The sequence below is a fragment of the Paraburkholderia hospita genome, assembly GCF_002902965.1.
In the GTDB taxonomy this organism is placed as follows: domain Bacteria; phylum Pseudomonadota; class Gammaproteobacteria; order Burkholderiales; family Burkholderiaceae; genus Paraburkholderia; species Paraburkholderia hospita.
In genome coordinates this window covers 158805-185090 of the sequence record NZ_CP026107.1, presented here as the reverse complement: position 1 = coordinate 185090, position 26286 = coordinate 158805, and the positions used below count along the sequence as shown (strand labels likewise).

General features: G+C 60.1%; 26 protein-coding genes. 12 read left to right on the top strand and 14 right to left on the bottom strand.

From position 1 onward, the window contains the following. Positions 1-104: 104 nt before the first annotated feature. Positions 105-644 carry a G/U mismatch-specific DNA glycosylase gene (gene mug / locus C2L64_RS34005; protein ID WP_039900811.1) on the top strand — a complete coding sequence of 180 codons (540 nt, stop codon included), beginning with the start codon at positions 105-107 and terminating at the stop codon, positions 642-644. Positions 645-671: 27 nt separating this feature from the next. Here mug and C2L64_RS34000 read toward each other — a convergent pair whose 3' ends face one another. Next, positions 672-1631, bottom strand: coding sequence for a LysR family transcriptional regulator (locus C2L64_RS34000; RefSeq protein WP_039900810.1), 960 nt, complete (start codon positions 1629-1631; stop codon positions 672-674). Positions 1632-1800: 169 nt separating this feature from the next. Here C2L64_RS34000 and C2L64_RS33995 point away from each other — a divergent pair, with 169 nt between their 5' ends. Then, positions 1801-1989, top strand: a complete 189-nt coding sequence (locus C2L64_RS33995; protein WP_007584305.1) for a DUF2964 family protein — start codon at positions 1801-1803, stop codon at positions 1987-1989. 41 nt (positions 1990-2030) lie between these two features. Here the strand turns inward: C2L64_RS33995 and C2L64_RS33990 are convergent, their stop codons facing one another. Beyond that, on the bottom strand, positions 2031-2231 hold the full coding sequence (locus tag C2L64_RS33990; RefSeq protein WP_007742081.1) for a hypothetical protein: 201 nt from the start codon (positions 2229-2231) through the stop codon (positions 2031-2033). Positions 2232-2796: 565 nt separating this feature from the next. On the opposite strand from C2L64_RS33990, the gene C2L64_RS33985 reads away from it, so the two are divergent. From C2L64_RS33985 to C2L64_RS33960, 6 genes are all read left to right on the top strand, one after another. Beyond that, positions 2797-4422 (top strand): MFS transporter, encoded by a 1626-nt coding sequence (locus C2L64_RS33985; RefSeq protein ID WP_039900809.1) that lies wholly within the window; start codon positions 2797-2799, stop codon positions 4420-4422. A gap of 12 nt (positions 4423-4434) precedes the next feature. Next, positions 4435-5511, top strand: a complete 1077-nt coding sequence (locus C2L64_RS33980) for an HlyD family secretion protein (RefSeq protein WP_039900808.1) — start codon at positions 4435-4437, stop codon at positions 5509-5511. Further along, positions 5508-7046, top strand: a complete 1539-nt coding sequence (locus C2L64_RS33975) for an efflux transporter outer membrane subunit (protein WP_007584299.1) — start codon at positions 5508-5510, stop codon at positions 7044-7046. Before C2L64_RS33980 ends, C2L64_RS33975 begins: the two co-directional genes overlap by 4 nt. After that, positions 7021-7401: a hypothetical protein gene (locus tag C2L64_RS33970; RefSeq protein ID WP_236674328.1), complete on the top strand. Its 381-nt coding sequence runs from the start codon at positions 7021-7023 to the stop codon at positions 7399-7401. Before C2L64_RS33975 ends, C2L64_RS33970 begins: the two co-directional genes overlap by 26 nt. Before the next feature lie 187 nt (positions 7402-7588). Then, on the top strand, positions 7589-9307 hold the full coding sequence (locus C2L64_RS33965; protein WP_007584297.1) for a tetratricopeptide repeat protein: 1719 nt from the start codon (positions 7589-7591) through the stop codon (positions 9305-9307). Positions 9308-9586: 279 nt separating this feature from the next. Continuing rightward, positions 9587-11350: an FAD-dependent oxidoreductase gene (locus tag C2L64_RS33960; protein ID WP_024162768.1), complete on the top strand. Its 1764-nt coding sequence runs from the start codon at positions 9587-9589 to the stop codon at positions 11348-11350. Positions 11351-11483: 133 nt separating this feature from the next. Here C2L64_RS33960 and C2L64_RS33955 read toward each other — a convergent pair whose 3' ends face one another. The 8 genes from C2L64_RS33955 to C2L64_RS33920 form a co-directional block, all read right to left on the bottom strand. Further along, positions 11484-12947 (bottom strand): alginate export family protein, encoded by a 1464-nt coding sequence (locus tag C2L64_RS33955; protein WP_039900807.1) that lies wholly within the window; start codon positions 12945-12947, stop codon positions 11484-11486. 137 nt (positions 12948-13084) lie between these two features. Then, entirely contained in the window at positions 13085-13798 is a 714-nt protein-coding gene (locus tag C2L64_RS33950) for a YoaK family protein (RefSeq protein ID WP_007584293.1), read from the bottom strand. A gap of 76 nt (positions 13799-13874) precedes the next feature. Next, positions 13875-14792, bottom strand: coding sequence for a hypothetical protein (locus C2L64_RS33945; RefSeq protein WP_007584292.1), 918 nt, complete (start codon positions 14790-14792; stop codon positions 13875-13877). Between the two features lie 23 nt (positions 14793-14815). Continuing rightward, entirely contained in the window at positions 14816-15262 is a 447-nt protein-coding gene (locus C2L64_RS33940; RefSeq protein WP_007584291.1) for a DoxX family protein, read from the bottom strand. A gap of 1 nt (position 15263) precedes the next feature. Beyond that, positions 15264-17156 carry an amidohydrolase gene (locus C2L64_RS33935; RefSeq protein WP_007584290.1) on the bottom strand — a complete coding sequence of 631 codons (1893 nt, stop codon included), beginning with the start codon at positions 17154-17156 and terminating at the stop codon, positions 15264-15266. Then, entirely contained in the window at positions 17153-17443 is a 291-nt protein-coding gene (locus C2L64_RS33930) for a DUF1427 family protein (protein ID WP_007584289.1), read from the bottom strand. Before C2L64_RS33930 ends, C2L64_RS33935 begins: the two co-directional genes overlap by 4 nt. 134 nt (positions 17444-17577) lie before the next feature. Then, the gene (locus C2L64_RS33925) at positions 17578-18264 is read right to left on the bottom strand and encodes a hydrolase (protein WP_007584288.1); all 687 of its coding nucleotides are present in this window, start codon (positions 18262-18264) and stop codon (positions 17578-17580) included. Positions 18265-18293: 29 nt separating this feature from the next. Then, on the bottom strand, positions 18294-18635 hold the full coding sequence (locus C2L64_RS33920) for a carboxymuconolactone decarboxylase family protein (RefSeq protein WP_007584287.1): 342 nt from the start codon (positions 18633-18635) through the stop codon (positions 18294-18296). A gap of 277 nt (positions 18636-18912) precedes the next feature. On the opposite strand from C2L64_RS33920, the gene C2L64_RS33915 reads away from it, so the two are divergent. Then, positions 18913-19668: a TrmB family transcriptional regulator gene (locus tag C2L64_RS33915; protein WP_007584286.1), complete on the top strand. Its 756-nt coding sequence runs from the start codon at positions 18913-18915 to the stop codon at positions 19666-19668. A gap of 366 nt (positions 19669-20034) precedes the next feature. On the opposite strand, the gene C2L64_RS33910 is transcribed toward C2L64_RS33915, so the two are convergent. After that, a complete protein-coding gene (locus C2L64_RS33910; RefSeq protein WP_007584285.1) occupies positions 20035-21225 on the bottom strand; it encodes a TIGR03118 family protein in 1191 nt (396 codons plus the stop codon). A 763-nt stretch (positions 21226-21988) separates the two neighbouring features. Between C2L64_RS33910 and C2L64_RS33905 the strand changes: the two genes are divergently transcribed. Next, the gene (locus tag C2L64_RS33905; protein ID WP_007584283.1) at positions 21989-22405 is read left to right on the top strand and encodes a cupredoxin domain-containing protein; all 417 of its coding nucleotides are present in this window, start codon (positions 21989-21991) and stop codon (positions 22403-22405) included. A 1146-nt stretch (positions 22406-23551) separates the two neighbouring features. On the opposite strand, the gene C2L64_RS33900 is transcribed toward C2L64_RS33905, so the two are convergent. Continuing rightward, positions 23552-23854, bottom strand: coding sequence for a DUF4148 domain-containing protein (locus C2L64_RS33900; protein WP_007584282.1), 303 nt, complete (start codon positions 23852-23854; stop codon positions 23552-23554). 165 nt (positions 23855-24019) lie between these two features. Between C2L64_RS33900 and C2L64_RS53515 the strand changes: the two genes are divergently transcribed. Then, complete coding sequence (locus tag C2L64_RS53515; RefSeq protein ID WP_131542629.1) at positions 24020-24289, top strand: hypothetical protein; 270 nt, start codon at positions 24020-24022, stop codon at positions 24287-24289. Between the two features lie 795 nt (positions 24290-25084). Here the strand turns inward: C2L64_RS53515 and C2L64_RS33895 are convergent. Together C2L64_RS33895 and C2L64_RS53510 are read right to left on the bottom strand one after the other, a co-directional pair. Next, positions 25085-25363 carry an HU family DNA-binding protein gene (locus C2L64_RS33895; protein ID WP_007584281.1) on the bottom strand — a complete coding sequence of 93 codons (279 nt, stop codon included), beginning with the start codon at positions 25361-25363 and terminating at the stop codon, positions 25085-25087. A 344-nt stretch (positions 25364-25707) separates the two neighbouring features. Beyond that, complete coding sequence (locus tag C2L64_RS53510; RefSeq protein WP_131542628.1) at positions 25708-25950, bottom strand: hypothetical protein; 243 nt, start codon at positions 25948-25950, stop codon at positions 25708-25710. On the opposite strand from C2L64_RS53510, the gene C2L64_RS33890 reads away from it, so the two are divergent. Next, entirely contained in the window at positions 25949-26272 is a 324-nt protein-coding gene (locus C2L64_RS33890; protein WP_039900854.1) for a DUF4148 domain-containing protein, read from the top strand. The genes C2L64_RS53510 and C2L64_RS33890 overlap by 2 nt on opposite strands. Positions 26273-26286 lie beyond the last annotated feature (14 nt).

The window sequence follows — 26286 nt, the reverse complement described above, 5'->3', positions numbered from 1 at the left end:
GCTTCTTCAGGCTCGCGGGCTACGTCACACTCCTGCGTGTCTTACCCGACACGTGTCTCGCACGTGCGGTCTAACGAATTGTCATTGAAAGGCCCGCAATCTCCATGGCTCACCCTGACTCGCTTCAAGGTCTTCCGGATCTTCTCGATACAGGCTTATCGGTGGTATTTTGCGGGATCAATCCGGGGCTAAGCGCGGCATCGACAGGTCACCACTTCGAGGGCCGTGGAAACCGGTTCTGGCGAGTTCTTCACCTGGCGGGTTTTACGCGCGAACAGCTACGCCCCGAAGACGACCGTTCACTGCTGCAATACGCGTGCGGCTTGACGACGGCAGTATCGCGCCCGACGGCGCGGGCGGAGCAGTTGTCCCGATCTGAAATCAAGGTGGCCGCGCCTGAATTCGAGCGAAAGGTCACACTGTACGCGCCGCGCTATGTTGCCTTCCTTGGCAAGATGGCGGTTTCCGAATTGATCGGCAAACGCGACGTCGATTGGGGGCTTCAGTCGGTCACATTTGGCGGCGCACGCGTCTGGGTATTGCCCAATCCCAGCGGCTTGAACCGCGCGTTCAGTCTGGATGCGCTGGTTTCCGCGTATCGGGAACTTCGTCTCGCAGTTGATTCAGTGCATTGCGCACTTTGAATCCTCTCGCACGGGATGAACTACGCTTTACGGTTCAGCGAGATCTGCGATCGCACTGCCAACTCTCATTGTCTTCGGCGCATCGACGAATTGAAGGTGCACGTTTCTGCGTAACGTTTCGGTCACGAATTCGACGAAAGAGCGAATCTTCATGCTCGTGCCTTTTCGCTCGACGTGCAGCAGATTCACGGGGATCGACTCCGGCTCAAACGCTGCCAGGATTCGTTGCAGACTTCCACTAAGCACTTCGGGCGCTGCCTGGTAAGAGAGCAGTTGCGTTATCCCCACGCGGTCGACGGCCGCCATGACAGCCGCGGGCGCCAGATCGACGACCATTCGCGGACGAACCCGAACGGGCAACCTCAAACCGTTTTCGTAGAACAGCCATTCGAGCGGATGCGTCACTCCCGTAAAGGACACGCAGTGGTGGTCACTCAGTTGCCTGGGATGAACGGGCTCTCCGAGCGCGTCGAGATACGCCGGCGCTGCATAGGTTCGGCGGCTCACGGCGCCCAATGGCACGGCGAACACTGAAGAATCGCCAAGATGACCGATGCGAATCGCGATATCCACCCCTTCCTCGATCAGCCGCGTCGTACGGTCGACATAGACGACATTCACGCTGACGTCCGGATAGATATTTGCGTAGGCGTTGATGAGCGGAGCGATGAACCGCTGGCCAAACAAGACCGGTGCGGAGACAGTCAACGTGCCCACAGGCTTGCTTTGCTCAGCGGCGATATTCGATTCCGCGTCAGCGATGGTATCGAGTACTCTGCGGCATGCTTCGAGGTAGAACATTCCCGCGTCTGTGGGACGGATCGAGCGGGTCGTCCGCGCAATCAGCTGCGCGCCGACGCGTGTTTCCAGCGAATTCAGCGCCCTCGAAACCGTGGGAGCCGACATGCCGAGCTTCTCTGACGCGCCGGTAAAGCTGCCTCGATCAACGATGGCGACGAACACCTCCATCTCTCGAAATTTGTCCATCGTAATTCCCGACTTCAGTTCTCCACACAATTGTATGTGCGATTCTCTGCGTCACGCTCGGCCTGGCGCAATTCGAGCACTGAATGGCCCATAACGTAGTGCGTGCGCGCTTCAAGAAACCGGGCTCATCTCCCACAATCGACCCATTCGCCTAACATTGGGAGCGGGCATGTTTCGGCTGAAACTCAGATCTACGTTGTTGAAGATCGGCGTGTTTATCGCAGTAGGCGGCCCGCTTGCATTCAAGGGACTGCTCTCCGGTCATGAAGAGATAGCCCGGTATGCGGCGGCGGCCGTCGTCATCGTGATAGCGGGTTTCGTCGTGTTGCTCAAGCCAACCCGCAGTAACGACGCGTGATTGCTATGGCCGGTTGCAAACCGCACCGGCCACGTCGGCGGCTATGCTTCGAGAATGGCCACGTTGTAGTCTTCGTCCTGGAAAGCAACGAAAAATTCTTCGGGCATCAGCCAGGAATCCACGCTCACCGTATTTGCACCGACATTGACGTCCACTTGCGCATCCGCGTCGACGCTCTTCATCGCACGCTGGATTCTGGAGATATCGTCAGACTGAATTGCTTCTTTAACTGAGAATTTCATTTTCGCTCACCAATCAATAACGGTTAATCAATTGCAGGCTGTCGAATTCATTCGACTTGATTTGATTCTATCCGGCGCCTACATTTCCGTCGATGCACGTAAAACAACTATGTGTTTCAGATTCGGATTGGTTTGCGCAGAGTCTATTTGACGGATTACTGCAAATGCAGTGACCTCAACCCTGAGAGCGTCATCGTGGCTGGACAGCGGTGGTTTGCGACCAACCCTATGACAAATGCCGCAAATTGACCGTATGGAAAAAGTCAATTTCCATCTGATCGTCAAAAAATCCTTACAGAATGCGCATGGCCAGATTTCAAAATCGAATGGCCTAAAACGTTACATGCGACGACTTTAAGAAACCCTACTCAACTCCTAGAATTAGTCACGTCATCGCGCGGTGAATTCACCGCGGCAATTCCGGGTGAATTAACCACGTAAATGGTCAAGAGGTCATTGCAAAGGTCGTCTCCTGGAACACCTGAGGTCTCCGTCAGCGTCCATCGTCTGAAGGTCCATCCCAGATGCGATGCGTTGTTGAGGACTATTTGCCGAGCGCACCCCTATGACGAGTGTCAACCCATTGACGACTGAAACGGCCGGCCCGGTTGTTGCACCGTCTCCTGCCCCGTTGCCTGCAGCGCAAGCGCCGACGCCCGCGCCTCAGGCACCCGCGCAAGCGGAGATGTCGCTGCGCCTGGCCATTGGTCTGAGTGGAATGCTGCTCGCGTCGCTGCTGGCAATCGTCAACGAACAGGTCACTGCACTTGCCATGACCGACGTGCGTGGCGCGCTCTCCATCGGACATGACGACGGGAGCTGGCTGACCGTTCTGTTCGAAGCCGCCAACGTGTCCACGATGATCTTTGCACCGTGGTTCGGCATCACCTTCACCTTGAAGCGGTTCACGATAGGTGCGGTGGTGGCCTCGATGTTGTTTGCCTTCCTTTGTCCGTTCTCGCCGAACCTGTCCACGTTTTACGTGCTGCGTGTGCTGCAGGGCGTCGCTGGGGGCTGTCTGCCGCCCATGCTGATCATCGTGGCGTTGCGCTATCTGCCGCCCAGAATCAAGCTGTATGGGCTTGCGGGATACGCGCTCACAGCAACCTTTGGGCCTACGATTGGCACGCCGCTCGCCGCGTTGTGGACGGAGTATGTCAGCTGGAAGATGGCGTTCTGGCAGACCGTGCCGTTCGGACTGTTGAGCTGTGTGGCGATCCAGTACGGCCTGCCGCAAGATGCTGTCAAGCTCGAAAGGTTCCGGTCGTTCAACTGGGTCGGATTGATCACGGGCGGTCCGGGTGTTGCCATGCTCGTCATGGGCCTGTTACAGGGCGATCGACTCGACTGGCTGAATTCGACGTTTATCTGCGTGATGCTGTCCGGAGGAACGCTTCTTTTCATCGCGTTTCTCGTCAACGAGTGGTATCAGCCGGTTCCGTTCTTCAAGCTGCAGTTGCTGTACCGCAGAAACTTCTCGCATGGTCTGTCGACGCTCGTGGGCGCCGTGATGTTGCTGGTCGGTGTCGCTGTGATTCCCGCCCAGTTCCTTGCGATGGTGCACACGTACAGGCCGCTTCAAACGGCACCGCTGGCGTTGCTGGTTGCCATTCCGCTGCTGATTACGCTTCCTCTGACGGCCGCCCTGCTAAACATGCCCCGGATCGATTCGCGGTGGATCATGGCGTTGGGACTGTCGCTGGTCGCCACCACGTGCTTCCTTGGGAGCTTCATGACTTCCGAGTGGGTTCGCGAGAACTTTTACTGGCTCCAGTCGTTGCAGATCGTGGCGCAGCCTATGGTGATCGTCGCCATTCTGATGGGTGTGACAACGGGCTTGCCTCCGACGGAAGGCCCTTTCGCTTCGGCCATGTTCAACTCGCTCAAGGCATTCACCGGCGTGGCGGCAACGGCGCTGATCGAAGGCGTGGGCACGGCCCGTGAACATTTTCATTCGAGCATGCTGGTCGACCATCTGGGCAATAACGCATTGATCGCCAGTCAGAGCGTCGACGCCGCTCATGGTCTCGGCGAACTCGCGCACCGGATTCACGAGCAGGCCGTGGTGCTCACTTCCGCCGACCTCTATCGCGTGATGGCGGTGATCGCCGTTGCCGTTCTGCTTCTCATACCCGTGCTGCCGGTGCGCATCTATCCGCCGTGGTGCACGACACCGCCGTCCAATCGCTAACCATTGATTCATATGTCATTCCTCACCCGATTTCCCCCCAAAGTGGTTCGCATCGCCGCGGTCGTCGTCGTGCTGGGCGTCGTTGCCTGGGGTTGCACGAAGCTGCTTGCCAATCCGGACTACGAATCCACCAACGACGCCTACGTCGTCGCGGATTTCACGCTCGTCGCGCCGCGTATTGCCGGACAGATTTCAGAGGTGCTCGTCGAGGACAACCAGCAGTTGAAAGCTGGGCAATTGATGGTGCGTATCGATGATCGCGATTTCCAGGCTGCGTTGCTGACTGCGCAGGCCGATGTCGCGGCCGCAAAGGCGTCCGTCGCGAACTACGAGGCCGAGATCGCGCGTCAACCTTCACTCGTCGATCAGGCGCGCGCCACGCTGCGTTCCGACGAAGCGTCGATCGATTTCGCACGCGCAAATGCAGCACGCTACCAGAACCTGTCGGAGTCCGGCGCGGGCACGATGCAGGAGCATCAACACGCCAAGAGCGCGCTCGCCGAGCAACTCGCGCAACAGGCGCATGATCGTGCTGCGCTCGCTGCGACCGAACAGAATCTCGACGTGCTGCGCACCCAGCGCGACAAGGCCACCGGTGCGTTGGCACACGCTGAGGCCGTGCTGGAGCAGGCCAAACTCAACCTGTCTTACACGGAGATTCATGCGCCCGTCGACGGCAAGGTGGGCAGACGTTCGGTGCGGGTCGGCGCGTTCGTCACACCCGGCGCGCCGCTGCTCGCGATCGTGCCGCTTTCGGATGCCTATGTGGTCGCGAACTTCCAGGAAAACCAGATCACCAACATGCGGCCTGGCGAGCGTGTGCGTATCAAGGTCGACAGCTTTCCGGGTGTTGTCATTCAAGGGCATATCGACAGTCTGGCTCCTGCTACCGGCGTGAGCTTCGCGCCCATTGCGCCCGACAACGCGACGGGCAACTTCACGAAGGTCGTGCAGCGCGTGCCCGTCAAGATCACGATCGATCCGGGCCAGCAGGCGGCATCCGCATTGAGCGTGGGACTTTCTGTCGAGGCGGAAGTCGCGGTTAGCAAGCATGGCGACGCGAAGATCGTGGGAGCGGATAACAAATGAACGCGCGCGAGTTTTCCATTCGTACGCCCGCGTTGGCAGGTTTGCTTTGCTTTGCACTTAGCGGCTGTCTGGTGGGCCCCAACTTCGAACGTCCGACGTCGGCCACACCCGACGTCTTCAATCGTACCCAGACCGCGCAGGCGCCGAGCAAGGCGGCCGAATCCGAATTCAATCCGGATTGGTGGCTGCTGTTCAACGATCCCACGCTGAACGCACTCGAACAGAAACTGGCCGATGCAAACCTCGACGTAGCGGCGGCCTCTGCCCGTCTGCGGCAAAGCCGGGCCGAGCAGCGCGTTGCAGGCGCCGCGGAATATCCGACACTCACGGGCGCCGCTTCGTACAACCGCGAGCGCGGTAGCGAGAACGGCATTCTTTCGTTGCTTGGCGTCTCGCCGACGGAAACCCAGACACAATCGGCTTCGGGGAGCGCGCCCCTTGGCGTCGCGCCGTTGCCGGGCAGCAAGGGTTCGCCGGCTTACAACCTGTATCAGTTCGGGTTTGACGCGTCATGGGAAGTCGACATCTGGGGTCGGGTTCGACGTAGCGTGGAAGCCGCATCTGCATTGACGGATGCCTCGTACGAAGAGCGAAACGCGGTGTTGTTGTCCGCGCGTGCCGAACTCGCGCGCGACTACATTCAACTGCGCGACACGCAGGCTCTGCTTCAGATCGCTCATCAGAATCTCGAGATTGCACGCGACGCCACGAAGCTCACGCAAACGCGCGTACGTGAAGGCGTGACGACCGATCTCGACGTGGCAAACGCGTCCGCACAAGTCGCGACGATCGAAAGTCTGATTCCGACGCTCGAATCGCGCAGCGAAACGACGATCAACGCGATCGGCGTGTTGCTGGCCTTGCAGCCCGGTGCGCTGCGACAGATGCTCGTCGAGACAGGTGACGTTCCAGGGCTTCCCAATCAGGTGCCGATTGGATTTCCGTCCGAGCTGGTGCAGCGCAGGCCCGACATCAGAAAGGCCGAGGCGCAGTTGCACGCGGCGACGGCAGCTATTGGTATGGCAAAAGCCGACTTTTATCCGCGCATCTCGCTGAACGGCAGCGCCGGATTCCAGAGTCTTCAGCTGTCGAATCTCGCTGATTGGGCGTCGGGTCAGTTTGTCGTCGGGCCGTCGATCACGCTTCCGATTTTCGAAGGCGGACGTCTCAAGGGAACGCTGCAGTTGCGCGAGGCCCAACAGCAGGAGGCGGCAATCGTCTACAAACATACCGTGCTTCAGGCCTGGCGCGAGGTGGATGATGCGCTGATCGTCTATGACGCTGAACAGCGGCGGCACAATCGACTGGAAGAAGTCGTGAGTTTGAATCTGCGGGCGCTTTCTATCGCGCGTCAGCGGTACAAGGCCGGCGCCGTCGATTTTCTCGACGTGCTCAATGTGCAGAGGCAGTTGCTCGACGCCCAGAGCAATCTGGAGCAAAGCAAGGCCGACGCTGCCGCCAACCTCATCACCTTGTGCAAGGTACTCGGCGGCGGATGGGAGTCGTCGTATGCGCAAAGGGATGTGCGTCATTGAAGCGGCGACGACGACGCGCGCCGCCTTCCCCGTTTGTTCGTTTTCTTTAGCGCCGTGGACACGCTTCTGCGGCAGGTCGTCCTTGGAGAGCATGATGAAATTGTTTGTTCGCACCTTAGTCATCGCAACGGCCCTCGCCGTCCCCGCATTGTCACAGGCTCAGGAAAGCAGTCCTCCCGTTCAGTCGCAGCAGAGCAATGCTTCGGAATCGGGCTACGGCGGTAGCCTGACTGGAAAGGACCAGGCAGGGTCGCAGAAAAAGGCAGGAGGCTTTTGGCATCGTGGCGGCGGCAGCACGTCGGGTGACAACTGTACGGGTCCCATCAGCTACTGCAGCATCTTTTTCGGCAGCTAAATGCAAGGTCGGTGACCGGGTTAGCCGTCGGTAGAGGATGCAGTACCCGACGACTTCGCCCGGGTCTGCCAGCGAACCCGACGCGTCCGGGTTCATCAGCGATAATGCACGGCATCTGGTCAACTGGAATCTGACCCGGCCATTCCGCCCCTGAGTGTCCACGAATGCGCCGGCGACCCTGCCGCGTATGAGCAAAACAGCAAATCAGCAGCGCCGCATCGACGCGATGCTTCGCGAAGCCGTGGCGATGCAGCAAAACGGAGCGCAGCCCGAAGCCGAGGAGATCTATCGCGAGATTCTCGCCCTGCGCCCCATGCACTTTGACGCGATCCAGCTGCTCGGCGCCCTGTCGTTACAGGCGGGGCGCATCGACGAAGGCGTCGGGTTATTGCAGAAAGCTGTGTCGATCAACGGAAAGCAGGCGCCGTTGCACTCGAATCTCGCGTACGCCTATAACGCGCAGCGCCGCTTCAGCGAGGGCCTGGCCAGCGCGAACCGCGCACTGGCGCTGCAACCCGGCTTCCCCGATGCACTGAACAATCGCGGCAACGCGCTGGCCGGACTCGACCGGCCGGCGGAAGCGCTGGCGAGCTTCGACAAGGCGCTCGCCTTGCAGCCCGAACTTGCACAGGCATGGAACAACCGCGCCTGCGTGTTGCGCGACCTTGACCGTCCCGCCGACGCGCTCGCGAGCTGCGATCAGGCCATCGCGCTGCACGCCCGTTATGCCGATGCATGGAGCAATCGCGCGAACGCGCTGAGCGACATGAACCGGCCGCAGGACGCGCAAGCGAGCTATCAGCGCGCGCTCGAACTCGCCCCGGCATTCGTCGATGGCTGGAACAATCTCGGCCTCACGCTCGTCGACATGAAGCTGCACGATGAAGCGCTGCAGTCCTACGAGCGAGCGCTTGCGCTGGACGCCGATTGGGCAGAGGCGCATTGGAACTACGCGTTGTGTCTGCTGCAAATGGGTCGGCTCGAACAGGGCTGGCGCGAATACGAATGGCGTTGGCAGCGCCATCGCATCAAGGCGTCTCAGCGGAGCTTTGCACAGCCGCTATGGCTCGGCGAATTTCCGCTCGAAGGCAAAACCATTCTGCTGCATGCGGAGCAAGGGCTCGGCGACACGCTGCAGTTCTGCCGCTATGCGCCGCTCGTCGCTGCGATGGGCGCACGAGTCGTCCTCGAAGTGCCGAAGGAACTGATGCGGCTTCTCGCGACGCTTGGCGGCGTCACTGAACTGGTCGAGCAGGGTCAACCGTTGCCAGCCTTCGATTGCCACGCGCCACTGCTTAGTTTGCCGCTCGCGTTTGGGACGGACCTCGCGAGCATTCCCTCCGGGACGCCCTATATCTCTGCGGACAACGCGGATGCGCAGCGCTGGGCGCAGCGGCTCGCCAGCGACGGCGCGCCTGCGATGAAGGTCGGGCTGGTGTGGGCGGGTGGAAATCGTCCGCATGTCGCTGAGTTGAGGAAGACCGATGCGCGGCGCTCAGTGACGCTCGAAACGCTAAGGCCCATCCTCGATGTGCAGCATGTGCGCTTTTACAGCCTGCAGAAAGGTCCGGCCGCACAGCAGTTGCGCGAAAAGCAGGCGTTGTGCGAGCGGATCATCGACTACACCGATGAACTCGATGACTTCGCGGACACGGCTGCGTTAGTGGAGAACCTCGATCTCATCATCACGGTCGATACCGCCGTTGCACACCTCGCAGGGGCGATGAATAAACCGGTATGGATCATGAACCGCTTCGACACGTGCTGGCGATGGCTGCTCGATCGCACAGATAGCCCGTGGTATCCGGGCATTCGGTTGTTCAGGCAACCAGCGCTCGGTGACTGGGATAGTGTGGTGAACGAGTTGCGTGATGCGCTAAGCGCGGAGAGTTCTTTGGTGGTTTGAAGGGGGGGTCTGGGATCTGGCGCGACGCTGTCGGGGTCGACAAGCCGACTACGCGCGGCGAGATCGTCGATTTTGCGGGACACGTATGTTGCAATCAAAACATGCATGTGAAAATTCCGGTGGGCTCGGACACGAGCAAAAATGGTGTTACGGATTTGCGTCACGTTGACGGCCAACCTATCTTGAATCACTGGACGGCATTTACCCCGCGGGCTATCCAAAAGGCCCGTGTGTGGCTCTCCGTCGGCCGGTCCCAACGCGCGCAATCAGAGGTTCACGATGAACAGCGACGCAGCTTCGCCACCGGGCGGTCCGGAGAACCCGACACCAGTCGGCACGAACGGCGCCGATCGTTCTGCCGTGACAGATGCGCAGACCCCAGATAGCACCCCGCGCTGGCATCAGATATTCCCGGTACTGACTGACGCCGAGATTGATCGGATAAGTCGTTTTGGTGAGGCCCACAGCTACGTAGCCGGCGAATTCCTTTATCGCGTGGGTGGCATAAGCCCAGGCATGTTCGTCCTCTTGTCGGGCACGATTCGATACACGGCACGCGACGGACTGGGCCATCGGCGTTTGCTGCGCTCTCAGGCGAAACGGGGCGAATTCACGTCCGACGTTGGCATGCTTTCAGGCAAGCCCGGCCTTGTCGATGCCGAGGTTATCGAAGATGTCATGGCGCTCGTGATTTCGCCGGAAAAACTACGTGCCCTGATGATCGGCGAGGCGGAGCTCGGTGAAAGGATCATGCGCGCGCTGATCCTGAGGCGCGTCGCCGCGATCGAGCGCGGGCAAGGGGCGGTGCTCGTTGGGCCGCCCGACAACGAGCGGCTCCTCGCGCTGCAACATTTCCTGCAACGCAATGCTTACCCGCATATGACGCTTGACGAAAGCGGTGCCGAGGCCATCGCGTTGCTCGAGCGCATGACGCCAGGGCGCGATGACATGCCGCTCGTTGTCTGTCCGGATGGCACCGTGTTGCGCAACCCGGACGACGGGCAGCTTGCCTCGTGCCTCGGACTCGTGCCGGAATTCGATCCCACGCATGTCTACGACGTCGCGATAGTCGGCGCCGGGCCTGCTGGCCTGGCGGCAGCCGTCTATGCGGCATCCGAAGGCTTGTCAGTGGCAGTCTTCGATTGCCGGGCACCGGGCGGCCAGGCAGGCACGAGTGCTCGCATCGAAAATTATCTGGGCTTTCCGACGGGCATTTCGGGGCAGGCGCTAGCCGGCAGGGCATTTAACCAGGCGCAGAAATTCGGCGCTCACATCGCGATTCCCATCGAGGTGAAAGGCTTGCATTGCAGCGCATACCCGCTCGAGGTGGAGCTTGCCGGTTCGCGGCGCATTGCGGCACGGACGGTAGTCGTCGCGAGCGGCGCGGAATATCGGCGTCCGGCAGTGAGCGGGCTTGCGCGCTTCGAAGGTCACGGCGTTTATTACTGGGCGACGTCGATCGAGGCCCGGCTTTGCCGCAGCGAAACCGTGCTGCTGGTCGGTGGCGGAAATTCAGCAGGACAGGCCATTGTGTTTCTTGCATCGCATGCTGCGCATGTTCATGTCCTGGTCAGGGGCCAGGATCTCGAACACGGCATGTCGCGCTATCTGATCGAGCGAATTGCCTCGTTGCCGAACGTGACGATCCATATGGGTTCTGAAATAACGGCCCTCGAAGGTGACGAACGGCTGGAGTCCGTCCACTATCGGCGACGCGATGGGGGTATAGAAAGTCTGAAGACGCATCACCTGTTCCTTTTTATCGGTGCCGACCCAAACACGGACTGGCTGCGCACGTGCGGAGTGTCGCTGGATCCGAGAGGATTCGTGTTGACCGATACCGACCTCGGAACACGAGCCAGCGGGCCCACGCTCCCGCTGCATACGAGTGTCGACGGCGTGTTTGCAATCGGCGATGTTCGATCGGGTTCCACCAAGCGCGTTGCAGGGGCCGTTGGCGAAGGGGCAGCCGTGGTCGCGCAGATTCACCGCTTTTTAGCCATGAAGCGCGCCGAAACACCCGTACCTTCCATGCATGGGTAAGCCACCTGTCGCGATGGGTTGCAAGGCTCGATATGTCGCGCGGGCCTGGTTTGAATTTAGATGGCGGCACACTATTGGAAAAGGCACGGACCGCTCGAACCAGGAACCTGGCTGCACCGCGCTTTCGATGTGGCTACCATCCATATTTCAGTTCGACACCGACGTAGTCCGCGTTACTGCCGCCTGCGTTGCGAATCGAGTCGCCCACCTGGAAGTGCACCGCTTCGACTGAACCGATCAGGTTCGCGGCAATGGTCCAATCGGCACGCACTTGCACGTACATGCCCGTCCACCGACTGCCATGTCCGGCCGTTCCGGGCACCACGGCACTGCCCTGCTGATACACGGCGTCCGCTGTCGTCTCGCGCCACTGGAACCCGAGCGCGCCGAGCAGCGCGAGCTTGCTGGTCGGCTTAAGCGTGATGGAAGGCTTGACGTGAATCAGGTTCGCATAACCCGTGTAGCCCGCGAGCGTGAAGTAGTAGCCATTCGGAAAGAGCGGATTGAACGTCTCGACACGCCCGTCTCCGGGATGCCGGTCGCCCGAAGCCGCATCGACCTGCACGCCCACGCGCGGGGTCCACGGCAGGTCCAGCGTGTAGCCTGCCAGCGAGCCTACCGCCCACGCGCTGATCGTGTTGGTGCCGACGTGCCCCGACTGGTACATCGACTCCACATCCCAGTCGGCGCGGCCCACCTTGCCTGAGTAGCGAAGGTCGAAGACGTCGCGATGCTCGTCGCCCGTCGCATCCAGGAAGTGCGCATTCGAACGGTTATACCTTGAGTAATAGCCTGAGAGGTCACCGGGTCCGACGCCCTGCCGCTCGAAGCGCACGCCGCTGAACGTCAGGTGCCGGTTGGAGACATCATCGAATGCCGTCACGTCCCGGTACTGCACAGGCTGCGTCAGGTAGCCGATGAAGCGCCATTTCTGATACTCGTAATCCGCCCAGATCGCGTCGTACGCCTGCCGCACGTTCGGGCCGTCGCGAACGGAGATGAACCGTTGCAGGTCGAACGCCATCTCCTGACGGCCGATGCGGAATTTCACCGTGCCGGGCCCAAGTGGACTGACCCACGCGACGAACGCCTGTTCGAGGTCGAGCGGATTCTTGTCGACCGGCGTCACCGTATCCTTGCCGAACGGTCTCGCATCTTCGAGTTGTGCAAAGAACTGGAGGTACGGGCCGATACGCGCATCGGCGCTGATCTGCGCGCGCTGTATCACGTAGGTATCGGAATGCCCCGTGCCGATGCCGAAGAGCGGCGCATCGTTAACCTCCAGGCGCTCGCGCAGATTCGCTCCCAGCGACAGATAAGAATGGGGATCGCCACCCAGCGGAATGTATTTGAGGCTATCGAGCGGCCGCCGGGGCACGCACTTGTCCGCGAGCACAGACCAGTCTTCCTGCCAGCGGTTGAACTCCACCACCGGCCGCTTCGCGGTGCATGCGGCGGCTGATGTGTCGGCGGCTACCGGCTCTTCCGTGCTCGCCCGCGCGCTGCTGCTCGACACCAGCGCCAGGCCGGCAACGAGAATAGCAAGGTACGCAACCGCGTCCATACCTGCGAACTCCCTGGGCCACACACGCGTCATGGCGTCTCCGTGACGTGAGACAGATGCGATACGATGCGCGCCACACTCATCAGCGCATATCTGCAATGCAAACCGCGCTTGCCGACAGGTCGAACGCGCGAGCTGCGGCGATGAGCAGGCCGGCCACGCCTGCCCGACTATCTCCTCGCGTCGGTCACCGTTCCCGAAACCGCCAGTTGTGTCTGTGCGCCGGGTGCCTTCAAAGCCAGCCACAAGAGCACGACGCACGGCAGCAGCAACGCCCAGAACCCTGCGTGCCGATACGCGAGAGCGCCAAGGATTGCGCCAGCTGCGAACGCGATAATCGTCGGCAACATCTTCCCCAGACGCGTTCGCGCCGCCGCTCGTGCGTCGGACGGCATCTGCGGTGACAGGATGTCGATCGTGTCGAGCACGGCCTGCGTCACGTTGCCCGTCATCACGGTGTTGGGCACACCGGGACGCGGCACAAGCCGGCCGTGCGCATTCTGCACGCCCATTGCCGCTGCGCCGATCATCCCGCAGACGATGACGGGCGTGCTGTCCGCATGCACAACGGGCGAGACGCCGACACCCGCGAGGCAAAAGGCCAGCATGAGCACCGCCTGGACAACGTAGAGAACACACGCCGCGCGGTTGGGCGTCGCGGGTTCGACGCGCTTAACAAGCACGCTGCTGACGGCCACGCCTGCAACGAATGCGGGGAACGCCATCAACTTCATGAACACGCCCTGGCCGAAACCTGCCGCTTCGGCGCCAATCAGCACGAAGTTGCCCGTGACGTGCGCGGTGAACAGCCCGAAAAGCGCGACAAAGCTGAGCGTATCCACATAGCCCGCGATGGCTGCGAGCAAGCTGTCTTCAGATTTCATCGATCGTCTCCCGTGCCGGGGAATGACATCGGGCGGCCTCGCGACCGTCATGGCGCATCACCCCGGCCTCCCGCGTCTACTGCGCAACTGCGTGAATCTCGGCGATATAACCACCCGGGAACTGCACGAGCGCGGCTTCGCGCTTATCCGAAGTGAACGGCGGGACCAGCACCGTGACGCCTGCCGCCTTCGCCTTCTGTAGCGTGTCCGCGAGATTCGTCACTTCATAACCCGTCACCTCCCGGCCGAACGGCCAGGGCAGGTGACCGTCGGTCGCCAGCACTGTCATCTTGCCGAATCCCGAGTCGATCCGTACACACCGGTAGGTATCGCCTGGCCGGCCAATCTCGACGCCGGGCGCCTTGCGATCATCGGAGACCACCTTGCCGTGCGAAAACGCCACGAAATCGTGGATCAACGCATCCGCGCGTTCCGGCGACACGTAGACCCGGTTCTCGGGCACCGTCTGTAAAGAATCATAGTTCGGCGCCTGGTTGTGCCAGTACAACTGCATGCTGACGCCGCCCGCCCAGGTGATGATCGCGTCACGTCCGATTGGATCGGGGAACGTCGCGACAGTGACGTCAGCGTGGTGCCGCCTGGCCGATTTGACGGCCGCGTCGATGTCGGTCACGAGATATCCCGTGCGCTCGCTACCGAACGGATACGGAACAGGCGTCTTGAAGCCGAAGACAGAGATCGTGCCGACGGGCGTGAACACGAGTTGCGACATCGTCTTGCTCGACGTGGGTGTCACCTGAAAGACGCCCTGCTGCGACTTGTCACCGCCGAAGGTTGCGACAAGACTGTCGGTGAACCTGTCGAAGTCTTCCGGCGCGACATAGACATGTGTGGTGTCGTATTGCGGCCCCACAGCGAGCTGCGGTTCCGCAACGGGCTGTGGAAGTCTCGGCGGTGTGGCCGACGCGACTGACGATGCAGCGAGACAGATGACGGCAAGCGCTGTCGCCGCCAGGGAACGAAGGTTAGGCATGATGCTGAAGATCCTTTGAGGATTTAGTGAAAACCGGCACGGCCGGAAGAAGGCTTGATGCCGGCAACGCATGTCACCATCACGAGCGCAGCGATGAGACCGAGATGCTCGAAGAAGGCGTTCAACGCGAAAAAGTGTGCGTTGCCCGTCAGGTTCCAGAAGTCGTTCGCGACGAACATCGCGACAGCCGTCAATGCACCCAGTGCGCCCGCGCCCAGCCACACGAAGCGGCTGAAGATCACACAGGCCGAGCCGCCAAGCTCGACGACGATCGCGAGCGCCGCCCACAGCCATCCCGGATGCAACCCGAAATGCGCCTGCTCATGCACGGCGGCATGAAAGTTCGCGAGCTTGGCCACACCTCCGATCACATACGCGGACACGAGCGCCGCGCGTGCCATCGGTGGCAACCAGGGCTGATCGAGCAGCGTGGCGATCCAGTGCGGATTCCCTTGTGCGCGCGTGTTCATATCAGACCGCCCAGCAGGCGCAGCCGAGCGCGCCCCAGAACGAATTCAGGTCTGACGTCGGCGCGTTGCCCGACCAGGCGCGCGCATGGTCGTGGCCATGCACGGCGCAACCATTCGAGCAGCCACAGGACGCCGCCGCCATCTGCTGCAACGAAGCCTCGCCTTCGCCCTTCGAATCCTTCCACGCACCGAAGCCGCCGAAGCGACGCACGGGCGACCAGTCGGGCATCGCGGGAGGCGGCGCGCTGTCGTCGAGATGAGCGAACGCTGCGCCGCCATAGACGATGCGGCCGCCGACAATCGTCAGGTCCGACACCGTACTTGCGATCTCGTCCTCGGCGCAGGTGAAGAAGTCGCGGTCGGGAACGATCAGGTCAGCAAGCTGCCCCACGGCGATCTGGCCTTTCTTGCCTTCTTCGTTGGAAAACCAGGTGACCTTCTCCGTCCACATCCGCAGCGCCGTATCGCGGTCGAGGCGATTGCGCTGCGGATAGAGGCTCAGGCCGCCGACCGTCTTGCCCGTCACCAGCCACGCCAGCGACACCCACGGGTTGTACGACGCGACACGCGTGGCATCCGTGCCCGCCGACGTGCGCACGCCCTTCTCGAGCATGCGTACGATGGGCGGCGTCGCCTCGGCCGCGGCCGCACCGTAACGTTCGACGAAATACTCGCCCTGGTAGGCCATTCGGTGTTGCACCGCGACGCCGCCGCCGAGCGCCGCGATACGATCCATCGAACGTTCGGAGATCGTCTCGGCGTGGTCGAAGAACCAGTGGATGCCATCGAGCGGAATATCCCGGTTGACCTTCTCGAAGACATCCAGCGCGCGGCTGATGGTCTCGTCATAGGTTGCGTGCATGCGCCATGGCCAGCGGTTTTCGGCGAGCACGCGCACGACCCCTTCCAGTTCATCTTCCATCTGCGGCGGCATGTCCGGGCGCGGCTCGCGGAAGTCTTCGAAATCCGCTGCGGAGTACACCAGCATCTCGCCTGCGCCGTTGTGCCGGAAGTAGTCATCGCCCTGCTTGTACTTCGATGTCTTCGTCCAGTTCAGGAAGTCCTGTTTCTCGGCCTTCGGCTTCTGTGTGAACAGGTTGTACGCGAGACGCACGGTCATCTGCCCGTCATTCGCGAGCTTCTGGATGACTTCGTAATCGTCGGGGTAGTTCTGGAAGCCGCCGCCCGCATCGATCACACCCGTCACACCGAGCCGGTTCAGCTCGCGCATGAAATGGCGCGTCGAATTGAGCTGATAGTCGAACGGCAGCTTCGGCCCCTTTGCCAGCGTCGCGTACAGGATCGACGCATTCGGTTTGGCGAGAAGCAGCCCCGTCGGGTTGCCGTCGCCGTCGCGCATGATCTGTCCGCCGGGTGGCTCGGGCGTGTCTTTCGTATAGCCGACGACGCGCAGCGCCGCGGCGTTCAGCAACGCCCGATCGTAAAGATGCAGGATGAACACGGGCGTATCAGGTGCAACGGCATTCAGTTCCGCGATCGTGGGAAGCCGCTTCTCGACGAACTGCTGCTCGGTGAAGCCACCGACCACACGCACCCATTGCGGTGCAGGCGTAATGGCCACCTGGCGCTTGAGCATGTTCATCGCGTCGGCGAGCGAGCGCACGCCGTCCCACCGCAGTTCCATGTTGAAGTTCAAGCCACCGCGCACGACGTGTGTGTGATTGTCGATCAGTCCGGGCAGAACGGAACGTCCCTTCAGGTCAATCACCTTTGTCGACGTACTTGCCAACGACACGATGTCGGCAATGTCGCCAACGGCCATGAATTTCCCGTCCTTGATGGCGACCGCGCTCGCAGTCGGGATCGCCCGGTTCAGCGTCGTGAAACGGCCGTTGTGCAGAACCAGGTCGGGGGATTTTGCGGAAGTGTTCATGAGCGGGCCTCCTCGTTCCCAGCAGTCTTGCGAGCAGCCGTGACGCGAGAAATGCCGTGCTGCAATGAGCCTGATACCGTGGTTGCCTCGTCCGATGCGCGCGTCATCGTTGAGCGGATGGCGCCAAAAAAATACTGCTCGCCGAGCGGAACGAGTTGCTCTCCAGCGAGAATCCCGAGCAGGCCGACCAGTGCAATCAGAGGTGGGGCCGGCGACCGTACGCCAATCAGGTGGTAGATCACACCGACCAGCACGCCGGCACCTAGTGAAAACAGATAGACTTTCATGGGTTCATCTCTCTTGCAGCGGGCAGCATCAGATCGGGCTTGTCTGAAGCAGATGACGCAACTACTCCTGCCGGCCGGTGGCGTCGCACCGCACGGCCAGCATCGGAACATCAAATGGGAAGGGGGGCGGCCTGTTACCTGGCCGGAACTGCGGGCACGATCTCGTGTTGACCGACCGCGCGCTGTGGCGCCTTGTGCACCATGGTGTAGGCGTAGTCCACGCCCATCCCGTACGCACCGGAATGTGCCCTGACTACTTCCATGACGGCGTCGTACGTATCACGACGCGCCCAGTCGCGCTGCCATTCGAGCATCACCTGTTGCCACGTCACGGGCACGACGCCGGCCTGGATCATGCGCTGCATCGCATAGTCGTGCCCGTCCTTCGATGTGCCGCCTGAGGCGTCTTCCACCATGTAGATCTCATAGCCGCCTTCCAGCATGGCGCTAAGGGCGAAGGTGTTGTTGCAAACCTCCGTCCACAGGCCGGAAACCACGATCTTGTTGCGTCCGTTCGCAGCCAGCGCGTCACGCACCTTCTGGTCATCCCAGGAGTTCATCGATGTGCGTTCGAGCACAGGCTGACCGGGAAATACGTCGAGCAGTTCGGGGTAGGTAAAGCCCGAGAAACTTTGCGATTCGACCGACGTAATGGTGGTCGGAATGCTGAATATCTTCGCTGCCTTGGCGAGGCCCACCACATTGTTCTTCAGAACCTGCCGGTCAATGGATTGGACACCGAATGCCATCTGCGGCTGATGGTCGATGAAAAGCAGCTGGGAGTTTTGCGGGGTCAGTACTTCGAGCTTGGGGTTGGTCATGATGGGTTCCTTTCAGTGCGTTTGGATGGTCAGGCTTGCTTCAGCGTTTCGATGGCTTCAAGCACGTGCGCGCTGTACGTGATGGCGGCGCCGGCGTTCAGATTGATTGCAACGCCCAGCGCTTCCGCGATCTCGTCATCGGACACGCCGAGCTTGACGGCCTCGGCTGCATGAAAGGCGATGCAGCCATCGCAGCGCGTGGTGACTGCAACGGCCAGCGCGATCAGTTCACGCGTCTTCGCGCCAAGGTGATTCGTGTTGGCGCCCGCACCGGCGACAAGGGCAAATCCTCGAAGGGTGTCCGGCGTGCGTGTGGACAGTTCCTTGATGCGGGAAGTGATGTCCTTAATCGTCTCTTTCCACTCGATCATGAGATAAATCCAATAGGAATGCATAAGATATAAGCACGAACCGGCCGCTCAGCCTGTCCACTGCCCGCCAGCTTCGGGTCAATGTGGTTCATCGACTCTGGGCGTCAACGAATTGACTGAGACGAATGCTAATCGGGGGTCCGGCACACGTCTTCTGGAGACGTGCGAAAAGTTTTGAGAATCGCCTATACCTTTGATTTTTATAGATTTATTCTGTACTATTGAAGCGAACGAATGGGCGTGCAGCGGCCATCAACTTCCCTGATCGGCTGGTGAAATGAACCTTATCGAGATGCTCCAGGCGGCCGGCATCGACGGAAACAAGGCCGACTTCTATCTGGCCTCGCTCGAACTCGGGGAGGCCACCGTCGCTTCGATCGCCCAGAAGGCGGGAATCGGCCGCACCAACGCATATGAAGTGCTCGACCGTCTGCTCGCTGACGGACTCGTCGCGACCGTGCAGAAAGGCGCGCGCAGCTACGTGATTCCGCAGGATCCGATCGCCCTGCTCAGGCGTATCGAAGCGCAACGTCAGCTGGTTCAGGAAGTGCTCCCGCGGCTGCGCTCGATTCACAACTCAGCGGGTGGAAAACCGAAGGTGCGCTATTTCTCGGGCATCGAAGGGATCAAGACCGTGCTCAACGAAACGCTCGAATGTCAGAGCATGGAGTTGCGCGCCGTGATGTCGAACAGCGAGCTGTTTCAGATGCCGGGCTTCGAGGTGATCAGGGATATCGCCGTGCGACGCGCCCGTGCGGGCATCAAGCTGCGCGTGATCCGCTCGGGTCCGGGCGATACGCGCGATCTGTGGCGAACGTCGACGCGCGATCTCCGTGAACTCCGTTTTGCGCCCGCTGACTTCGAAGTGGGTATCACGACCTATCTGTACGACGACACCGTGGCCTTCATTTCATCGCGGGCAGAGCACTACGCGCTGTCCATTCAAAGCGTGGAGTTCTTTGCGTTCGAGTGCAGTCTGTTCGAAGTGCTGTGGAGCGCGAGCACGCCCGATCGGTTCGATAAGCCCGTCTGAACCGATTTCGTTCGCTCCGGCAGCACGGAGTGCTAATGCAAACACACGAACCGGAAAGATAAGTGAGCCCGCGTGTCGGTGTGGCCGATGTCTCCAAGTGGCAGTGCTGCCGCTCCTGGCGACCGTACCGGCGCAATAGCAATTTGACGAATGAAGTCCGACAGGCGCCTGGTAGCCACCATTACGGCTTCCAGGCGCGCGATCTCACGCTGACATCAAACGGTGCATTCGTGACACTTGGGCGAGGGCGCGGCCGCCGATGAGTACGGCGATCAATGTAGGAGAGGTCCATGCCTATCTTGTCCTTGTCCGCGATGTTTGTGAGGGCAACTACAGCCGCATCGCGCGCACGCTCGCCACTTCCTGCTATTGCCCTTGATGAGCGGACGCTCTCGCCTTAGAGCCGCTCAATGGAGCGATGGTACCGAACAGTCCATTGGTCTCCTTGTTAGGGCCTGCCGAGAAGTACAACGTGTCCGGACTCGAGTTGCGGCCGCCACCGAGTGTCAGAGCCCACAATCCGTCGATAGCCAGCGGGTTGCCGTATGGATTCTCCAACTGATCGACAAACGTGCCGTCATTGTTGAAGACATTGATTCGGCCGTTGCCGAAGTTGCCAATCAGGATCTTGCCGCTGAAGCGACCGAATGCAAACGATGCGCGCGTAATTCCCCAGGGCGAGTCGAGCGTCCCTCGGCTGGCGAAGCGGCGCAGCAGGTGGCCGTCGGTATCGAATACATCGACGAATCCATGACCGTTACCTGCAACATCGTCATGCCTCTCAGCGTTCTGCTGGGCATACGTGACGAAAAGATCCCCATCGATGTTCGCAATACCAAACGGCGCGTAGCCAGCTGGGATGTTCGGGTCGATGAAGTTGCCGTCCGTCGTCGCGGGCATGAACAAGCCCTTCGTACCGCCGCTTGGCCCGAATACATCGATCCGACCCGAGCGAAAGTTCGTCGCAAACAGGAATGCTCCTTTCTCGTTCACACCGAAGACGAGACCCTTGTAGACGGCCCCGTTGGCGGCGGATGGAGAGGACGAGTTATCCACCGCGATCACCGCGTTGTTCGCCGGATTCAACCCGCCGGCCCAAGCGGAAATCGTGCCGTCCTCGGTCGCGAATATAAATGCGGCCGGGATAGTGGTACCCGGCACGAGAAACGCCGGTGAAGGATTCCACACGATTCCGGTCGGCGCGGCAGGCGTGGGATTGGGTGAATTGTTGGCAAGGACGGGATGACAGGAGGTGGCCGGTATGACATTGCCTGGCAGCGGGATGGAAACCTGCAACGCCACCTTTGCCCCTTCTCCGTCATACAGCGTGGAGCAGCCTGTCGCATTGTCGTTGACCCAGAATGGACTTGCTGCCGGACTAAAGGCAATACCCCAAGCGTTCTGTAATACCCCGTCGACCTTCGGGGCAGCGCCTGCCAGGTTGGACACGAGTGGTGTGACGACGTAAGCATCGTCGTCAGCGGCATGCCCGATTGTGACACCGGCCGCGAGTATGATCACGGCCGCTGCTTTGAGACCCCACGAGACCTGCGACATGGTCACCCTCCTTAGTCTGACTGGTGAGAGATTGTTCCGCGAGTTGGTGCCCCAGGTGGCTAAACGACCGCTGTCCTACAAATATTCCCCTGTCCTTCAAAAACCTCCACTTGTCATCCGGTCGTATGGCGCGACAGGGGTCCACAGCAGCTGGTTCAACAAGATCACGATGGGTTGCGGAAGCACGGCGCTTTTTTGCAAATGCGCTTGACGAGCATGCTGTTGCAATTGCCGCAATACGCCTCCGAAGTCGACCGTCGGAAAGATTCTTCGCTGCGAGCTGCGCTACGTCGAATGATGGCGGTACGGAGCGATGGGAGAGTGGCGCGTTGGTGAACCAGATAGCATGTCTGCGAACCGTTAAGCCACTCGAATCGTTTGGGTTCGCCAGCACAGCGCACGCCAGAAAGCGACTTCCCATGCGACATCGGGCGGAATATTTCGATGCCCACTCACGTTCTATCAGCGAGGTTCGCCAGCACTGGCGAGCACGGGTCCGTCATCAGCGATGAATTCACGCGCGCAATGTGTGCAAGCCTGCTTGTGCCGTTGCGTGAAGGCGAAGCTATGAGCGCCGCGATAAATGGTCTCCAGCGGCCACGACGATGACGAGGGTTCTTACCCATGCATATTGGTGAACGTGCCTGCTTACGCGCGGCGGTCATCAAGAGAACAGTTGATCCACGAGCTTTCGGGGCCGGTGAATCCCGCACTGTGGTTCGATCGGTCTTGCGGCAATGTAGCCCTTTCGAGGAGAAACATCATGATCGACAGAAACCATACTGTGTACGTGCTGGCGGCGATTGCGCTCGGCGTTGCGCCGCTGAGCAGCAATGCGGACGAGACAATCCATGTCAAGCTCACGGACAAGATGATTCAGCTCGATCCCGGCACAGCGAGTGCCGGGCGTGTCACGTTCGAAGTGAGCAATGCAGCTAGCGGCGACACCGAACATGAGTTCGTGGTGCTGAAGACAGACATGGACGACGCACATCTGCCTGTCCACAAAGGCCAGGTCACGGAAAGCCGGTTCAAGAAAATGGGCGAAGTGGAGGACCTTGCGCGGGGTTCGACCAAGCGCCTGTCATTGAAGCTTGCGCCAGGGCACTACGTGCTGATTTGCAACAGACCGGGGCACTATGAAATGGGCATGCACACATCGTTCGTCGTTGCGCGCTGAGGCGAGGCACGCCGGTCCCGCCTTTGCGGCGGATCGATGGTACTGAAGCTCAATAACTTCGTTCCTGCTTTTTCCGTCACTTAAATTCAGAACCTTAAGTTAACCTTAAAGAGAACGACGACAAAGTGTCCATCGCCAACTGTAGCTTCTCGAAACGACCTGCTGCGCTAGAGCGCGAGAGGCACGCATCGTGCGGAGATCGCACCACACCGGAGAATAAATAGTTTGGTTGTCGACGACCATCATCCGACTTCGGAGATCTTCCAGGCGCTGCATGGAAGATCCCCGTTCTATCAAAACGATTACTGTGTCTTTGCTGCCTGCTCCCGCGACAAAAGCCGCTGCGCCTGAAGGTCACCGCGACCTGCCTCTTGTGCAGTCTGGACCGACGTCTCGCTTGCCTCGAGCATTGCGGCTCGTCCAGCATTGCTGATGCTCACCGTGTAAGACGGAGACGGTGACGATGGAGTTGATGAAGACTTTGTGTCGGCCGGTTTCGTATCTGCTACCGATTGTGCGCTTTGGGTGGTACTGGTCGATTGGGCCATACTTTGCCCGATAGACTGGATTGACATATTTCTCTCCAAGAATTACGCCGTATTGGCAGATGGTCTATCGGCTTCTGAACTTTCAGCTTGAGAACTATTTTTTTTCGAGATCGAGTCGCAGATAAGTGTGCCTTAACATTTAGCAATATTCGCCTCTAGCACCTGCGCAGTGCTGGCTAATTTTGCTGGCGTAATTTCGAGCAGTCTCCATCGTAGCAACTCGTTATCCGCTTCGCCGCCTGGTACAAATTCACCGACGTAACCCAGAATCCGTCGACCCGTTTCTGTACATTCGCTGTACCTTCCGCCGCACTGTCCCATCCTGAACAAGTTGATAGCGTCGACGGTTGCAGTCGACCGCCGGACCGGGCCGCGCGTCAATATCAGTTCAGCTATGATGTCCGCGGGCCCTGGCTCTTACACGGAAGCGCCAGAACCCTGATACAACGATCGTCCGACGATAGTGTTACATGCAAGTCAATAATGCCCGACGAAGCAGCCGAAACCATTCGGCAGACGCGCATAACATGACACGCCAGCACCGTGCCAAGCAGGGACCGCGCGCTCCTCATCGCCTGACGCGGTGAGCCGAAACGGCTTACGACCCGCCAAAGAACACCGGCTCCATTCCACTCGTGCGGGCCGGGCGGCCCATCTGTGACGAACCGTTGGTCGCAGGGCCGTAGCCGCTGCTCTGGCCGGCGGCACTTGCGTCGGTGGCCTGCAGATTGGCAGGAAAGTCGACGGTATTCGCATTGGCCGGGTTGAAGCCGGCTTGCTGAAGCTGAGCGATCTCTGCTTGCACTTGCGCGCGGGTCAGCGCCCCGTCCGACTGCGCCAACGATGCAATTGGCACAGCAATCACGGCGACCGCGCAAACTGCGTGGACTAACGTCTTCATAATGGCCCACCTCTTGGTTAATGACTCCGGCTGACTTGCGCATAATGTTTCGCGGTCAGTCCATCAAAGAATAGGCGAGGAACCATACAGTAGTCGTTCATTCATCGAATGTGGATATCGGCGAGACGCTCGTGGCGCCTGTCGAACCGATTCCGGTGCTCATTGTTGCGCAAGCTCATCCCGTGGAAGGACCGGCGCACGCGTAAGACCAGCCGGACAGGCAAATATCCCTCATCCGGACTCCAGGATAAAACCGGCGAGTGGAATAAGGCGTCGTCGCGCCACGTTTACGATTATGTCGATGCCTGCGTTCGCGATGAACCGCGCGACGCGTCCGCCATGCACCGGCAGTTCGGCATCTTCGGTAATAGCGCGGTTAATACCTCGCTGGATATCCCTCCGCGGGACTTCCTGCGAGCTTCCCAAGAGAAATGACCATGAAGCGACTTCGAATGATTCTTGCGTGTCTCGTTTGCCTCGGAATGGTCGTGGTTTCGGGATCCGCGGCTGCAGGCGACACGAATCAAGGCGGCAACGGCGCATCTGGCAGCTCAACCAATTCCTCAGGCGGCGGTTACTGAGCGCCTCACGCCGAACTGCGCAGTCTGCCTATAACTGGTGCCGGCCGAAAACTCCGGCGTCATGCGAGACATTGTTGTGCGATACGGACCGGACGGTGATCGACGCCAACCACGCCACGCCTCTGTAGACGTCAACCGCCCCGGCGCTCTTGTCCAGTCAAGACGGCGGATGCGCGTCCGGATAGAGCGCAGTTCTGCCTTTGCTGCCTCCCGCCGCGACAAAAGCCGCTGCGCCTGAAGATCACCGCTACGTGCCTCTTGTGCAGTCTGGACCGACGTCTCGCTCACCTCAAGCATTGCGGCTCGCAGCGTAACGGAATGCGTGAAGTCGCGGCTGCGTCGATTTCGTTGTCCGCATTGCACGAAGCGAACCGGCGTGCGGCGTGGGTGCGCATCAACCTGAAAGACGTCCCGCGCGATTGCCGGATCATCCACGTTCTCTGCAGATTCCTTGCCACAAAAAAATACCCACCGCCAAGTATGGCCGGTGGGCATTAATTCGCACCAAAAGTCAGGGATAACCTGCAACTTCTGGAAGAATCGAACAACATTACAGTGAGGCCGGCGACATGGCAACCCATGCGCGCGTAAACGAACAGGTGCTATGTTCAGTTTGAAGCGCGCGTCATGCCATCAGATGCATCGCATCTCACCCGGCATTCACAGCGTCCTTGAACCCCTTGCCTGCTGTGAACTTGACGGTCTTCGCCGCCGGGATCGTGATGGTCGCGCCCGTCGACGGGTTGCGACCCGTGCGTTCGGCGCGAGCGCCCGTCGAAAATGAGCCGAAACCAATCAGCTGGACTGTATCGCCACGCGTCACTGCTGCCGTCACGGCCTCGAGGATGGCATCAATCGCGCCGCCCGTACTAGCCTTGCTTTCACCCGTGCTCGCGGCGACGGCGTCGATGAGTTCCTGTTTGTTCATATGTGTTCTCCCTAAAAAAACTTCCGCTGAATGCGGGCTGGCGTCACCCTAACGCAGGTATGAGGTAGAAAGCAACTACGAGGTTCATGCGACGGTATCGCGGACTGAAAGTTTATCGTGGAAAGCGCGTCGACTTCCGGATGACGCGTGAGGACGTGCGCCCCGCTTCTATAGGCCGCTTTCTGGCGAAAGCTAAGTGAAAATGGATGAGCGGCTGACGGTTAGTTGCACGTCGTTTTTCGCTGATTGGCGCGTTGCATCTAGCCGCGCTGCGCCTTTCGAAGGCGAAAGGCAATGAAAGCCTCAGATCGGTGAGTATCGTCGCCTTGTGCCTGCCTTGTGCCTTACACGTGCGACCAGGGCAGGAAATTGACACCATGCTTTTCATCACGCGCCTGCAGCAGATATTGCGTTGCAAGCTGTATCAATCGTCTTGTTGGTGTCGATGTGTCCATCGGCGGTGTGCATGGCGTACGGTGACATTCGTATGCGCGTGCATAGTTCAGAGTTTTGCCAGATTGAGCGTCAGTGGCTTCGCGGGAACACATTCCTTTGAAGAATACCGACGACCAGAAGGAGCTGATCATGAAATCGTTCGTTTTCACAATCGTGGCGGCCTCAGCGTTGGCAATGCCGATCGCCGCCTTCTCGCAGACCGATGCCACGGCGACGCGAGCGCAGGTACGTGCAGAACTGCAGCAATTGGAACAGGCAGGCTATGATCCCGCGAAAGGCGAGAACCCCAATTACCCTGCAGATATTCAGGCTGCTGAAGCGCGTGTGTCGGCAGCCAACAGCACGACCGGATACGGAGGAACCGCTTCTGTCTCGTCCTCGTCCGGATCTCGCGCAACGACCCGTCCGGCGTCCGGAGACGAAATGCGCCAGATCTACTTTGGCGGACAGTAAGCCTGCCAACGACG